The organism is Rhizobium sp. YS-1r (genome assembly GCF_000757525.1).
Lineage (GTDB): Bacteria > Pseudomonadota > Alphaproteobacteria > Rhizobiales > Rhizobiaceae > Neorhizobium > Neorhizobium petrolearium.
This window is the reverse complement of record NZ_JPYQ01000001.1, coordinates 91,480-105,736: the sequence shown is the minus strand read 5'-3', so window position 1 is coordinate 105,736 and position 14,257 is coordinate 91,480. Positions and strand designations below refer to the sequence as shown.

General features: G+C 62.0%; 14 protein-coding genes and 1 pseudogene. 10 read left to right on the top strand and 5 right to left on the bottom strand.

Annotated elements, in window-relative coordinates:
* Nucleotides 1-1,473 (bottom strand): hydantoinase/oxoprolinase family protein (locus tag JL39_RS00480; protein ID WP_348270552.1); only part of this gene is annotated, 1,473 nt, incomplete at its 3' end.
* Between the two features lie 342 nt (nt 1,474-1,815).
* Between JL39_RS00480 and JL39_RS00475 the strand changes: the two genes are divergently transcribed.
* From JL39_RS00475 to JL39_RS32735, 7 genes and pseudogenes are all read left to right on the top strand, one after another.
* Nucleotides 1,816-2,439, top strand: coding sequence for a 2-hydroxychromene-2-carboxylate isomerase (locus tag JL39_RS00475; protein WP_200883896.1), 624 nt, complete (start codon nt 1,816-1,818; stop codon nt 2,437-2,439).
* 3 nt (nt 2,440-2,442) lie between these two features.
* Complete coding sequence (locus tag JL39_RS00470; protein ID WP_037145131.1) at nt 2,443-3,411, top strand: ABC transporter permease; 969 nt, start codon at nt 2,443-2,445, stop codon at nt 3,409-3,411.
* A gap of 17 nt (nt 3,412-3,428) precedes the next feature.
* Nucleotides 3,429-4,334, top strand: a complete 906-nt coding sequence (locus tag JL39_RS00465) for an ABC transporter permease (RefSeq protein WP_081952628.1) — start codon at nt 3,429-3,431, stop codon at nt 4,332-4,334.
* Nucleotides 4,331-5,320, top strand: coding sequence for an ABC transporter ATP-binding protein (locus JL39_RS00460; RefSeq protein ID WP_037145127.1), 990 nt, complete (start codon nt 4,331-4,333; stop codon nt 5,318-5,320). The genes JL39_RS00465 and JL39_RS00460 overlap by 4 nt, the downstream gene beginning before the upstream one ends.
* 22 nt (nt 5,321-5,342) lie before the next feature.
* Nucleotides 5,343-6,275: an oligopeptide/dipeptide ABC transporter ATP-binding protein gene (locus tag JL39_RS00455; RefSeq protein WP_037145124.1), complete on the top strand. Its 933-nt coding sequence runs from the start codon at nt 5,343-5,345 to the stop codon at nt 6,273-6,275.
* Nucleotides 6,276-6,345: 70 nt separating this feature from the next.
* Nucleotides 6,346-7,554, top strand: a complete 1,209-nt coding sequence (locus JL39_RS00450; protein ID WP_037145121.1) for a PatB family C-S lyase — start codon at nt 6,346-6,348, stop codon at nt 7,552-7,554.
* Nucleotides 7,555-7,616: 62 nt separating this feature from the next.
* Nucleotides 7,617-7,715: pseudogene (locus JL39_RS32735) on the top strand (TniB family NTP-binding protein); the annotation flags it as partial.
* Between the two features lie 176 nt (nt 7,716-7,891).
* Here JL39_RS32735 and JL39_RS00445 read toward each other — a convergent pair.
* The 4 genes from JL39_RS00445 to JL39_RS00430 all read right to left on the bottom strand — a co-directional run bounded on the left by JL39_RS00445 (nt 7,892) and on the right by JL39_RS00430 (nt 11,557).
* Nucleotides 7,892-8,263 carry a hypothetical protein gene (locus JL39_RS00445; protein WP_037145119.1) on the bottom strand — a complete coding sequence of 124 codons (372 nt, stop codon included), beginning with the start codon at nt 8,261-8,263 and terminating at the stop codon, nt 7,892-7,894.
* Entirely contained in the window at nt 8,260-9,120 is an 861-nt protein-coding gene (locus tag JL39_RS00440; RefSeq protein WP_037145117.1) for an extradiol ring-cleavage dioxygenase, read from the bottom strand. Before JL39_RS00440 ends, JL39_RS00445 begins: the two co-directional genes overlap by 4 nt.
* An 81-nt stretch (nt 9,121-9,201) precedes the next feature.
* Nucleotides 9,202-10,707, bottom strand: a complete 1,506-nt coding sequence (locus JL39_RS00435; protein WP_037145114.1) for an amidohydrolase family protein — start codon at nt 10,705-10,707, stop codon at nt 9,202-9,204.
* Nucleotides 10,708-10,747: 40 nt separating this feature from the next.
* Nucleotides 10,748-11,557: an IclR family transcriptional regulator C-terminal domain-containing protein gene (locus JL39_RS00430; RefSeq protein WP_037145112.1), complete on the bottom strand. Its 810-nt coding sequence runs from the start codon at nt 11,555-11,557 to the stop codon at nt 10,748-10,750.
* Nucleotides 11,558-11,835: 278 nt separating this feature from the next.
* Here JL39_RS00430 and JL39_RS00425 point away from each other — a divergent pair, with 278 nt between their 5' ends.
* Genes JL39_RS00425 through JL39_RS00415 form a run of 3 tightly spaced genes read left to right on the top strand, consistent with a single transcriptional unit; the run spans nt 11,836 to nt 14,238 of the window.
* Nucleotides 11,836-12,651, top strand: coding sequence for a citryl-CoA lyase (locus JL39_RS00425; RefSeq protein WP_037145109.1), 816 nt, complete (start codon nt 11,836-11,838; stop codon nt 12,649-12,651).
* 11 nt (nt 12,652-12,662) lie between these two features.
* Entirely contained in the window at nt 12,663-13,808 is a 1,146-nt protein-coding gene (locus JL39_RS00420; protein WP_037145105.1) for a CoA transferase, read from the top strand.
* A gap of 25 nt (nt 13,809-13,833) precedes the next feature.
* Nucleotides 13,834-14,238 (top strand): YciI family protein, encoded by a 405-nt coding sequence (locus JL39_RS00415; protein WP_052182557.1) that lies wholly within the window; start codon nt 13,834-13,836, stop codon nt 14,236-14,238.
* Nucleotides 14,239-14,257: the final 19 nt, after the last annotated feature.

The window sequence follows — 14,257 nt, the reverse complement described above, 5'->3', positions numbered from 1 at the left end:
GGAGACCGGCGCGGCGAGGAAACCGACCGCCGAACCGACACCGGCATTGGCGGGAATGATGACCCGGGGTGCGCCGATCTTCTCCGCCACGCGGGCGACATGCAGGGGGGCCGCGCCGCCGAAGGCGATCATCGTATGCGTGTTGGCGACAACGCCGCGCTCGACGGTGTGGGCGCGGGCTGCGCTCGCCATGTTCTCGCAGACCATCTCATAAACGGCGTAAGCCGCCATTTCCGGACTGAGGCCGAGTGGCTTGCCGATCTGGGTATCAAGCGCTTCAAGGGAGAGATCGGGACGGAGCTTGATCGAGCCACCTGCAAAAGCCGCAGGATCGATGAGGCCGAGTGCTACGTCGGAGTCGGTCACCGCCGGCGTCGTACCGCCGCCGCCATAGCAGGCCGGGCCTGGCACCGAGGAGGCGCTTTCCGGACCGACGGTCACGCGCTGCAGGGTATCGATGCGTGCTAGCGAACCACCACCCGCCCCGATCTCGACCATCTCGATGACCGGGATGCGCAGCGGAAGGCCCGATCCCTTGAGGAAGCGGGCCGCGCGGTCGACTTCGAAGAAGCGCGAGCTTTCCGACTCGTAGTTTTCGATCAGGCTGACCTTGGCGGTCGTGCCGCCCATGTCAAAGGCGATAACCTGCTTTTCACCGAGCCGGGCCGCGATCTGCGAGGCAAAGATTGCTCCGCCGGCCGGTCCGGATTCCACCAGCCGCACGGGAAAGGCGCGCGCCGTATCGACCGAGGTCAATCCGCCGCCCGACGTCATTAGGCTCAGCACGCCCTTGAAGCCCATGGCTTCCAGCCGGCTTTCCATGCGGGCCAGATAACCGTCCATGAGCGGTTTCACATAGGCGTTGGCAACGGTGGTGGAGGTGCGCTCGAACTCGCGGATCTCGGGGCAGACCTCGCAGGACAGCGAGATGTAGAGCCCGGGCACGGCAGCGTGAAGCAGCTCCCGCGCCCGAACCTCGTGAGCCGGGTTCATATAGCTGTGCATGAACGCGATCGCGACGCTCTGGATATCCTTCGCCTTCAACTCGGCAGCAATATCCAGAAGCTGTACTTCGTCGAGCGGACGTAGCTCCATCCCGCGTGCATCCACGCGACCTCGAACGGTCAAGCGCAACGGACGGGCGACCAGCGGCGCCGGCCTCACGAGCGCAAGCTCGTACTGATCGTAACGGCTCTCGGTACCGATCTCGAGGATATCGCGGAAACCGTCGGTGCCGATCAGCGCGGTCCTGGCGCCACGCCGTTCGATGATGGCGTTGGTGGCGAGCGTCGTGCCGTGCACGAAGGCTTCTACATTGCCAATCTCGTTGCCGGACATCTGCAGGATTTCAGTGATGCCGCGCAGGACACCCTCTTCCGGCGCGGATGGCGTGGTGAGGACCTTCGTAGTCCAGCGCTTATTGGCGCCCTCCAGCACCACATCCGTGAAAGTGCCTCCAACATCGGCTGACATTCTGAGATTGACCAGCTTGCTCACGCGATATTCCCCTTCTTCTGTCGTATGATCGTAAAGACGTCGGATGATGTTACCGCGGGCTTGACCCGGGACTGTCAGCGGACTATGAGGCCGCTTTCGCAATGCAATATTTCCGCAGCGTTGCACGGTAAGCCGCGACTGAGTAGCGGCAATAATGAAATAGTCTATTGCAGCAGCGAAGGCTCGAAAGTGCCTGCGACGCTTGGCCGTTTTGAAGATCTACTGTTAACATCCGCTCATGCTGCAGGGCGGGATCGGCATCTTCCTCTTCATCCTGCATCGCACAAAAATACCCCTTCGAGGGGATAACGGGAACAGATGCAGCGATCGAGGAACGAGATGTCGGGCAACATCGAATACTATTTTTCCATCACCTCCCCCTGGGCCTATCTGGGCGCCGAAAGGCTTGTCTCGATCTGCCAGAAAGCGGGTGTCGGAATCAGGCCCTTTCTCATCGCCAACATCTCCGAGAACGGCTGGATCACCCTCAAGGAAAAGCCGCCGGTCAGGCAGAAATACGTTTTCGAGGATCTCTCCCGTTGGGCAAAAAGGCTCGGCGTCCCTCTGAAGCTCGATGACCGGGCAGGCCTCAAGGATGCCGCGCCGGCCTATCGCATCGTCATCGCCGCCGAACTAGCCGGCAAGCCGACGCTTGCGCTCGCCATTGCTCTTCAGAAGGCCTTCTGGGGCTATGGTGAGGACATCGGCGATCCGGCCGTCCGCGCCGCGGTTGCCAGCAAGGCTGGTTATGACGGAGCGGCGCTGGTCGCGGCCGAAGAGGCGCCGGACGTGCCGGCCGCCTTCCAGAAGAACATCGCCCTCGCCACAATGCGCGGCGTCTTCGGCTCTCCCACTCATCTTTATGGCAAGCAGACGTTCTGGGGCCAGGACCGGCTGGATTTTCTGGAGGAGGCACTCGCCAGAAGCCCGGTGGAGGCCTGAGCCATGTTTTTGCCCGCCGTCAGACGCACCCTCCTCCAGGCGATACCGACCATGATCGGCATCGTTCTCCTGAGCTTCTTCTTCCTGCACATGATGCCTGGCGACGCCGTCGACGCGCTGGCCGGCATATCCGGTTCGGCCAGCAAGGAGACGATGGAGGCGATGCGTGAAGCCTATGGCCTCAACGCGCCGCTTCCCGTCCAACTCCTCCGCTATTTCGGCAATGTTCTGACGCTCAACTTCGGGCAATCGATCGCCTACAGCTCGCCCGTCTTCAACCTGATCGTCGAACGCCTGCCGAGTACGCTCATCCTGATGCTGACGGCCTTCGTAATCGCACTGACGACGGGCATCCTCGTCGGCTGGGTCATGGCCGTCTTCGCCGGCCGCTGGCCCGACAGGATGCTGACCTCGATTTCGCTGCTCTTCTATTCGGCACCGAATTTCTGGGTCGGTCTGATGATCATCGTGCTGTTTTCGGCCAAGCTGCAGCTTCTGCCGGCCGGCGGGTCAGAAACCATCGGCGTGACGCTCGAAGGATGGCATTGGCTCGTCGACCGACTGCAACACCTCGTCCTGCCGGCCTGTTCACTCGCAGCCTTTTTTGTCGCCATCTATGCCCGCCTCACCCGTGCCTCCATGCTGGAAGTGCTGCGGCAGGACTATATGCGAACCGCTGCCGCCAAGGGTCTGCATCCGCTGCTGCTGCAGTTCCGCCACGGGCTACGCAATGCGCTGATCCCGGTCACCACCGTCGCGGGCCTGCATCTCGGCAACATGCTGAGCGGTGCCGTCGTCGTCGAGACCGTTTTTAACTGGCCAGGCGTCGGCCGCCTCACCATGAGTTCGCTCGCCGCCCGGGACGTCAACGTCCTGCTCGGTATCCTGCTCATGTCCTCCGTGATCGTCATCGTCACCAACCTGATCATCGACTGGCTGGTGATGTGGCTTGATCCCCGGATCTCCGCGTGAAGAAGGAAAGCTCCGCCATGTCGCAAGTCCTTTCCAACCCCATCCTCAAAAGCGCCAAATCGGAGAACATCCGGCCCCGCACCCTGCGGCTTCCACGTTTGCCGAAGAGCCTGCGCGACCCGTTCTTCGTCTTTTCCGTGCTCGCGCTCCTTACCGTCTTTGCAATGGCGCTGCTGGCCGACCCGCTCTACCCGGGGGACCCGCTGGATATGGTGCCCGACCCCTTCCTCTGGCCGGGCGACGACCTGATGTTTCCGCTCGGCACCGACAGCCTGGGACGCGACCTCACCGCCGGCATCATTCACGGTTCGCGGGCATCTCTGCTGGTCGGTTTTTCCTCCGCGGTTCTGGGCCTGCTGATCGGCACGACGGTGGGCTCGATCGCCGGATATTTCGGCGGCTGGATCGAAGACGTTCTGGTGCGCATCACCGAGATATTCCAGACCATTCCCACCATGCTCCTGATCATCGTCATCCTCGCGATCGGCGACACCTCGCTGAACCTGATCGCCCTGTCGATCGGGCTCGCCTCCTGGCCGATGATCGCACGGCTGGCACGTGCCGAGTTCAAGTCGCTACGCGAAGCGGATTTCGTCATGGCAGCCCGCGGGCTCGGCTACGGCACGCCGCGCATCATCGTCTCGGAAATCCTGCCGAATGCGCTGCCGACTCTCATCGTCGCGGCATCGGTGCTCGTCGCCAACGGCATCCTCCTGGAATCGGCAGTGTCATTCCTCAATCTCGGCGATCCAAACGTGGTAAGCTGGGGAAGCCTGATCGGCGCCGGCCGCACCCAGATCCGCACGGAATGGTACCTCTCCGCCCTGCCCGGAATCGCGATCGTCCTGACCGTTCTTTCCCTGAACATCGTCGGCGACCGGCTGACCGATATCCTCAACCCGAAATCGAGGGAGCGGACATGAGCCATCTCCAGGAAAAACATCCGGTCCTCGAGTTGATCGATCTGGATGTCGGGTTTCCCTCCGCGCAAATCGTCAAGCGCGTCAACCTGCGGATCGAGGAAGGCGAGAAAGTGGCGCTGGTCGGAGAATCCGGCTGCGGCAAGTCGCTGACCGCCTTCTCCATCCTCCGGCTGCTGCCGCCCGGTGCTTCGATCAATGGCGGCCAGGTCATCTTCGACGGTCAGGACCTTGCGGCGATCTCGCCCTACCAGCTGCGCCGCATTCGCGGCAAGGGCATCGCCCTCATCCTGCAGGAGCCGATGACGTCGCTCAACCCGGTCTTGCCGATCGGGCAGCAGATCGCCGAAAATATCCTCCAGCACGAGGATGTCACCCGAAAGCAGGCCGAGGAGCGGACGATCGAGCTGCTCGACATGGTGGGTATCGTCAACGCGCGCGGCCGCTACGGCATGTTCCCGCATAATTTCTCGGGCGGCATGCGCCAACGCGTGATGATCGCCATGGCGATCGCCTGCGATCCGCAGCTCTTGATCGCCGACGAACCGACCACTGCGCTCGACGTGACCATCCAGGCGCAGGTCATGGATCTTCTGGAAGACCTTTGTTCGAAGCTCAACATGGCGATGCTGCTCATCACGCATGATCTTGGCGCCGTCGCTCAATGGGCGGACCGGATCGCCGTCATGTATGCCGGGCGGATCGTCGAGGAAGCGCCGGTCGGCACCTTCTTCTCCGGCCCCCGGCATCCCTATTCCCGCGGCCTCCTCAACTCCTCTATCGGCAACGGCTGGCACTATTCGAACCGCCGCCTGACGGAGATCGTCGGATCGGTACAGTCGGCAGCTGGAGAAACCGGTTGCTCCTTCGCGCCACGCTGCCCGATCGCCATGCACGAATGCCGCGCCGCACCGCCCGAACTCGGCGGTACGAACGACGAATGGTCCGTCGCCTGTTATCGCGATCCGCTCGCGGTTGCTGCCAAATGAAATCGCGAAAGGGAAATGGCTGATGGCGCTCCTGTCGGTGAACAATCTGAAGACCGCCTATACCTCGCGCGGCAAGACCTTTTATGCGGTGGACGGCGTCTCCTTCGAGGTCGGCGAGAATGAGACGGTCGGCCTTGTCGGTGAATCCGGTTGCGGCAAGTCCACTCTGGGCAAGAGCGTGGTACGGCTCATCAAGCCGGCTGAGGGTGAGATCCGCCTCGAAGGCTGGGACATCGCCGGCATGGACGATCGGCAATTGCGACCGATCCGCAAATCCGTGCAGATGGTCTTCCAGGATCCCTACGCATCCCTCAATCCGCGCCAGACGGTATTCCAGATCCTCGATACACCCCTCAAGGTGCACGGCATCAAGAATCCCGCCGAGCGCAGGAAACAGATCAACGAGATCATAGATCGGATCGGCTTCTCGGCCGCGGCGCTGCAGCGCTATCCGCACGAGTTCTCCGGGGGCCAGAGGCAACGCATCGGCATCGCCCGGGCTCTGATCCTGAAGCCCAAGCTAGTCGTCTGCGACGAACCGGTCTCGGCCCTGGACCTTTCCATTCAGGCACAGATCATCAATCTGCTCGTCGACCTGAAGCGCAGTTTCGGCCTGTGCTTTCTGTTCATCTCGCACGATCTTTCCGTTGTCCGCTATTTTTCCGATCGCGTTCTCGTCATGTATCTCGGCCGGATCGTCGAAAGTGCCGATCATTCAAGTCTCTGGCGGGAAGCAAGGCATCCCTATACCCGGGCTCTTCTGGCTGCAGTGCCAGAGGCGGATCCCGGCCGTAAGATCGAAAGCCGGCTTTCCGGCGAAGTCGCGGGCAGCATTACCGAAACTGGGTGCCGCTTCCGTGCGCGCTGCCCCATCGCTGCGGATCGTTGCTCGGTAGAGGACCCGCAGTTGAGAACCCTGCCGGATGGCAACGCGGTGGCTTGCCACCTCGCATGACGATGAGCACGCGGAGCCGTCTCCGTATTGCCGCAACAGAAGAATAAGGACCGAATACAGGAGAATACGCATGGATTCGGAAACAGTGATCTTCGCCGCCGAAACCGGCTCGTTCGAGATGCGCAAGCCGGAGCTTCTGGAGCGGCGCAACGCCAAATGGCGGCAGTATCCGTCCGACGTGATCCCGGCCTTCGTTGCTGACATGGACTTCCGCATCGCCCCGGCTATCCAGCGCGCCATCCAGCATAGCGTCGAGGCCTTCGACTACGGGTATCCGATGCGCGACGGAGGCAAGGCCGACTGCGCGGTCGCCTCGGCTTTTGTCAACCGCATGAAGAACGTCTGCGACTGGGACGTCGCGGAGGCCCAGGTGCTTGTCCTCGCCGACCTCGTCCAGGCGATCTACGCTTCGGTCATGGCCTTCTCCGACCCGGGCGACGGCGTGATCGTCCAGATGCCGAGCTATCCGCCCTTCCGCGACGCGATCGCCACCACCGGCCGCACCTGCGTGCCGCTCACCATGCAGGCGACCGACCGGAGTTATGTCTTCGACCTCGAAGCCCTGGAAGCCACGGTCGATGCCAATACGAAGATCTTCATGCTCTGCAATCCGCAGAACCCGACCGGCCGTGCCTTCACCAGAGACGAACTGCTGGAGGTTCTCGCCTTCGTCGAGAAACACGACCTGATCGTCATTTCGGACGAGATTCACTCCGACCTCGTCTATCATGGCACCCGCCACATCCCCTTCGCCTCGCTGTCTCCCTCGGCTGCGGCTCGCACCGTGACACTGAACTCGGCGACCAAGAGCTTCAACATCCCCGGCCTGCGCTGCGCCGTCGCATATTTCGGCACCGAGGAACTGATGCAGCGCTTCCACAAGCGCATTCCGGTCCGCCTGATCGGTTCAGTCAACAGCATTGGCATCGATGCGACGGTGGCCGCCTGGACGGAGGCGCAACCCTGGCTGGACGAGGTGCTGAACCACCTGAAGGAGATGCGCGACCATGTGGTCGCGACGCTGCGGCGGGAAATCCCCGGCATCCGATTCCAGGTGCCGGATGCGACCTATCTGATCTGGCTCGACTGCTCCGATCTCGGCATCGAGGGTTCCGCCTTCGACTTCTTCCTTGAGCGGGCGCGCATTGGCTTCAGTCCCGGCGAAGCCTTCCATCCGGAATGCGAGAAGTTCGTCCGCATGAACTTCGCCACTTCTAAGCCCATCCTCGATGAGATGCTCGACCGGATGATCACCGCCGTCCGGTCGAACCGAAGATGATCCAGAACTTCTTTTACACTCGCCGAGCCATCGGCCATTGACTGTAAATGTGCGGCATGGGGCAGGTACTGCTCATCGACGAGGTGCACAATATACTCGCTGGATCCTACCGCGAACAGCGCATTGTGCTGAACACGCTGCGGTTCCTCAGCAATCGTCTGTAGATCTTACTAGTCTACGTTGGCATTGCGAGGACTTTGCACCAGCCGGGAAGCGATGGTTTGTAGCCGACAGGATTACCGATCATGGCTCCAGCTAATAACCATCCCCTTCAATTGGAGTTAAGCTGACATCACCGTCCTGACCTTACGCGCAGCGCCTACCGAGTACCTGAAACTCAAACCTCCACCGTCGGATATTCCCTGCCCTTCCAGTGCTGCAGCTTGGCGGCGAATTCGCGTTGGAAGGAAAGAGGGCCCGATTTCTGGATATAGGGTTCGTCGAAGATGCCGATATACATGGTCAGGTTCAGGAAGAAGTGCGCGCCCATTTCAAACAGCGCGACATAGTCGTGGTTGATAAGCGCCTCGCGCTCGTGGTCGGTCAGCGCGACGACGGTGGATTCCTCGACGTCGTTGCCGATCAGTCGCGGTCCGATCGACTGTTCCCAGGTCGCCACCAGATTGCGCGGATCCTCGGCGTAGCGCTTCATCAGTTCCGGGTCGCGGTCGACGGTGTAGAGGAACTTGTTGACGTAGTACTTGCTCATGCCGCTTGCTCCTTCGGATACCAGGTGAAATAGGCTTCCATCGTGTGGAAAAGGTCGAGATTATCGACGTAGTCGGCGCCTTCGGGACCGGCGACGCCCAGCATCAGGATAAAGTTCAGGAAGCCCTGGGTGGCGTTGCCGCTTTCGACCAGGCTTTTGTGGGTGACGTTGGCGAGTATAGCGTCGACATCGCCCGTGCGCAGCCATTCGATCGCCTGACGATCGAAGACCGGATCGGGGCCGGTTTCCATGAACTGACGCGGTCCGCCGAGTTCGAGCGAGAGATGTCCGGTACCGATCGCCGCGACACGCTTGTCGGACGGGTAGTCCTCGATCGCCTTGCGGATCGCGCGGCCAAGTTCGTAGAACCGTCTCGGCGAATGCAGCGGCGGCGCGAAAATGTTGGTGTAGATCGGCACCACCGGCAGGTCGTTCTGCGGGCGCACCGTGATGATCGGGCATATGATGGAATGATCGATCTTCAGCTCATTGGAGAACGCGAAGTCGAAACTCTGGTCCATCAGCGACTGGTGCATGAAGCGCGACATGTCCTCGTCGCCCTCCAGCACGTATTTCGGAATGCCGAACTCGCGTTCCTCATTGTAGAAGGTCGCATCATAGCGCGGCGCCTTGCCGATCAGGAACTGCGGGCAGTTGTCGAGGAAGATTTGATGGAAGTGGTCGGAGCCCACCATAACGAGGATTTCGGGCTTCGCGGCCGCTAGGGTTTCACGATAGGCTTCCACCTTGTGCTTCCACTCCGGCGCCTGCGGCATCTGTTGCTCGGGCGGCATTGTGGTTGCCTTGAGGTAGAAGGGGTGATGCGTCGAAGCCAGTGTCGCAACTAATTTTGCCAATGTTCTTCTCCCACGATTACGAGGCGCTTTCGGCGCCGACAGTCGGGAGGAGGCGGACCGGAAGCCCGCTTCCTCGCAATCTCAGTCCGCGAACAGGTCGCGGCTAATGCCAGCCGTTTCGAAGATCGCGTCGCGGCTTTTTGCCAGTTCCGCGCTCAGCCGGGCGGTGTCGAAGCTGAGCAACTGGCCCTTCCACTTCTTCACCTTGCCGGCGACGAAGACGGCATCGACGTTCGAGCGCTCCATGAGCGTGACGACGGCGCCGGGCGCGTTGTTGAGCGGCGTGACGTTCAGCGCGTCGGCGTCGAGAAGGATGAGATCCGCCTCCTTGCCGGGCGTCAGCGAGCCGATCTTGTGATCAAGCTTCAGGCCCGTCGCGCCGCCCATGGTCGCAGCGCGGATTGCATCGCGCGCGGTAACGAGGCGCGGATACTTCTCGCCGGCGAGCGCCTTGGTATTTGCCTCCATGCGCTGCAGGGTGACGAAGGACCGCATCTGGGTGAAGAAATCGGCAGTCATCGTACATTCGACGTCGGTCGAGAGCGAAAAGCTGATGCCGAGATCGATCACCTTCTGCAGCGGCGGCGTGCCGTGACGCATCTGCATTTCGATCGGCACCGACAGCGAGATATGGGCGCCGGCATCGGCTGCATATTTCCAGCCGGCATCCGACATGCCGGTCATGTGGATGAAGATGTTGTCAGGGCCGAACATGCCCTTGGCGCCGAGTTCGTCGAATGTCGGCTGCATGCCGAAGGTGCCGACGACGTGGAGCGCGATCGGCATGTCGAGTTCGCGTCCGATCCGCCAGGCTTCCTCGTAACCTGGAATGTAGATCTCGCCGCCCATGACCATGGTCATCAGCTGGTCACCGGATGCGAAATACTGGTCCCTGATGCGCTTCGCGTCGACCGGATATTTGGCGGCATCGCCCCAGCCCTCGAAATAGCCGAAGACCGAGCGTCGGCCCGCGTCGCGAATACCTTCGATGGCGGCGTCGGAATGTTCGGGCGAATGATGGATCTGGCTGACATCCATCACCGTAGTCACACCTGCGTCGAGCTGGGCGAGCGAGCCGAACAGCTCGTTGATGTAGACGTCTTCGGGCCTGTAGGCGTTTGAAAACTTCTGAAGAACGGTCTCGTAGTAGTTCTGCGCGCTCTCTGGCCGGCCGTCATTGATCAGGATGCCGTTGGCGAGCTGGCTGCGCAGCGCAGTCTCGAACTGGTGGTGATGGGTGTCGACGAAGCCCGGCATGACGATCTTGCCGGTGGCATCCAGCACTGCGGCGCCGCTTGCCTCGATCGAAGGGCCGACGGCGGTGATCTTTGCTCCCTCGAGCAATACGTCGCCGACCGCAAAATTACCGACCTTGTCATCCACGGAGAAGACGATGCCACCCTTGATCAACGTCTTCCGGCCAGCATCGCCAATGCCTTTGGGCAGGCTCGCGGCAGCCGCCGCCTGGGCCGCGGCATTGGCCGACAGCACAGTGCCGGCGGCATTGGCCTGCGCCTCGGCCCTCGCCGCATCGAAACTCGTCGGGCACAGAAATTCGAGCTTCCCTGGATCGCAAAGTCTGCACATGGCTTATCCTCCCATCGCCCTGCGGCTCGGTCTTCGTTCGTCAGGTCCCCATGATCGATTGCAGCACCGGATAGCGCGTGATCGCGTGGGCGATGTGAGACGCCGCCTGCCGCAATGCCGGCAGGCGCTCCGTGACCAGCGATTCCGGAGTCAGGATCCCGGTGTAGCCGGACGTATTAAGTGCGGCGATCGTGCGTCCCTCCATGTCGCGGATCGGCACGGCCAGCGCCGTGATGCCGTAATCGAGCTGATCGACAGTCGTCGCATAGCCGGATTCGCGCACGGCGAGGATCTCCTCCCGCAGGATCGCCGGATCGGTGATCGTCTTCGAGGTGAGCGCCTTCGGGTGTACGTTTGAAAGGTATTTCTCCAGAGCATCGTCGCTCAGTCCGGCAAGCAGAACGCGGCCAAGAGAGGTCGCGCAGGCCGGATAGCGCGCGCCCATAACGGCGGCGGCGCGGCGGGCGCGCTGGACCGAAACGTGGGCGATATAGATGACGTCCTCGCTGTCGAGCGTGCCTACCGAGGATGCGTCGCCGAACTTCTCGACGAGTTCCCGCAGATCGGGCTGCAGCACTTCCTCGATGCGCGCCGAGAAGTAGAACGACGACCCGAGCGTCATGATCTTGGGGCGCAGGTGGAAGCGCTTGTCCTTCTGCTGCACGTAGCCGAGCGCCTGGAGCGTGATGAGGCTCCGCCGGGCGGCAGCCGGTGACAGGCCGACCCGCCGCGCCACTTCACTGAGCGTCATTTCCGGATGGGTGACATCAAAGGACTCGAGGATAGCGAGCCCTTTCGCCAGCCCCTCGACGAATTCGGCCGGCCTTTGATTGTCTTCGATAGTCGCCATTGCTGCCTGCTGCACTTGCATCATCCCTGATCGAGAAAAACGGCAATCGATAGCGCATTTGGCGTGGCTTCGACAAACGCGGCGCGGGCGCCGTTCGCAACTCAAACGGTGATATAATCTCCTTGCGTCTGATCTGTCCGCATTTTCCCCTCCGTGCTGCCGTCTCCCCGCTTCCGGCTCTCCGGCGGCGGTTACGGATTGTCACTTGACGGCAAATTAAATGCTGATAACGTTTTCGGCAAGAGCAAATATTTTCGCATACCGAAAAGAGGAGCGCAATGCGAATCGGCAAGCAGGACAACGCCCGCACGGCCATCGCGACTTCGGATGCCGACAGCATAACGGTCAGGGGCTATGACCTCTGCGACGAGCTGATCGGCAAGATCGAGTTCACGGACTACTTCTGGCTACTGGTTCTTGGAGAAAAGCCGAGCAAGACGCAAAGGGCGATGTTGGATGCCTGCCTCGTCGCAATCGCCGAGCACGGTCTCGTTCCGAGCGTGCAGGCCGCGCGCATGACGCTCGCCGCCGGTCCGGAAGCCTGGCAGGGGGCGATGGCCGCGGGCCTGCTCGGCATGGGTAGTGTCGTGGCCGGCAGTTCGGAGTCCGCGGGCCGCTATCTCGCGGAGGTGATGGCGCTTGCCGAGGCGGACGGCACCGATATCGAGACCGCCGCGATCAAGAGTCTCAAGAAACTGAAGGCGGCGCGGAAGAAAGTGGCTGGCCTCGGCCATCCGCAGCATAGCGCTGGCGACCCCCGTGCCAACCGGCTGCTGGCGATCGCCGATGAACTCGGGATCAGCGGCCGCTACATAGAGACGCTGCGCATGCTGGCGAAGCACGCGACTGCCATCATTGAGCGGCCGCTGCCGATCAATGTCTCCGGTGCCATCCCCGCCACCATCCTCGATGCCGGCTGGCCGCCGGAAGCGCTTAAAGCGGTGCCGCTGCTCGCGCGCACGGCGGGCCTTGCCGCCCATCTCTACGAGGAATCGCTGCGCTCGATCGGCTTCATCATGTCCCACAAGGCAGATCTCGCCATCAGCTATGACGGAGCTCTGGCCTCGAAAACAAGCAGGAACGGCGAGGCTTGAGGAAATAGAGCATGGTCAAGATTCTCAAGGACATCCGCGTCGTCGAACTCGGCACCTACATCACGGGGCCGGCCGCGAGCATGCATCTCGCCGATCTCGGCGCGGACGTCATCAAGGTCGAGCGTCCGGAAACGGGCGATCCCTTCCGCGCCTTCAAGGGCGGGCTCTACTCGCCGCACTACCAGACCTACAACCGCAACAAGCGTTCAATCGCGCTCGACACGACACGGCCGGAAGACCTCGCGGTTTTCCGGGACCTGATCTCTACGGCGGATGTGTTCATTCAGAACTTCCGGCCTGGCGTCGCGGAAAAGCTCGGTTGCGGCGAGGCCGATCTCCGCAAGGTACAGCCGTCGATCATCTATTGCGCCATTTCCGGCTTCGGTCAGAGCGGCCCGTCGCGCGACCGCCCCGCTTTCGACACCGTAGCGCAGGCGGCAAGCGGTTTTTTGCGGCTGGTGACGCCGCCGACCAATCCGCGCGTGATCGGCCCGGCGATCGCGGACGCCATCACCGGCCAGTATGCCGCCATGGGCATTCTCGCGGCGCTGCTGGAATGCTCGAAGTCCGGGAAAGGGCGCCGGCTCGACATTTCCATGCTCGAGGCCATGACGCATTTCAACCTGGACAGCTTCACCCACTACTATTCGGCTGGCGAGATCATGGGCCCACTGTCGAGGCCGGTCGTTTCACAGAGCTACACGTTCGAATGTAGCGACGGAAAGTGGATCGCGATCCATATGTCGTCGCCGACGAAGTTCTGGGAAGGGCTGCTGGCGGCGACGGGACAGCAGGACCTTGCCACCGACCCGCGCTTTGCCGAGCGCCTGCAGCGCATCACGCACCAGGACGATTTGATCGCGATCTTCACCCCGGTCTTCAGGCTGGAGACGCGCCAGACATGGTGCGACCGGCTGCTGGCGGCGGAGGTGCCGCATTCGCCCGCCTACGATGCCAACGAGGCGCTCGAAGATCCGCAGGCGAAGTACCTGCAGATCGCGGTGCCGACCGAGCATCCCGAGATGGGCAAGTCGACGACGGTGCGCGCTCCCTACAATTTCGACGGCGCGCCGGAACTTGCCGTGACCCCGCCGCCGACGCTCGACCAGCACGGCGCGGAGATCCGTGCGGAACTGGAAAGACGGAAGGCGGGCTGAGGTCCGCGACGGGAGAAGAGAACCGATGAGTGCCGAGGACAATCCGACCGCTGTGCCAGTCGGGGCCGTGCTGGAAGCCAGCAAGGCCATGCTGCTGAAGCAGCTCTACGCCATTTTCACGCAGCCGGTGAATGGGCTCGGGCCTGTCTTCGCCAACATGGAAGAACACCTGAATTTCCAGATCGGGCTCGAGAAGGAAGGCGTGATGTTCGCCGCCGGGCCGATGTGGACCGATGACGGGGAAAGCTGGGAAGGCGACGGGCTCGTGATCGTGCGGGCCACTTCCCGGGAGGCAGCGATCGCCATCGCGGAGCGCGATCCGATGCACAAGGCGGGGGCGCGCGCATTCCGGGTCCGGCCGTGGTTGATCAACGAAGGAACGGTAACTGTGAAGCTCGACTATTCGAGCCAGACATTTTCGATGGCCTGAACGCAAACTGGGGAGGAGA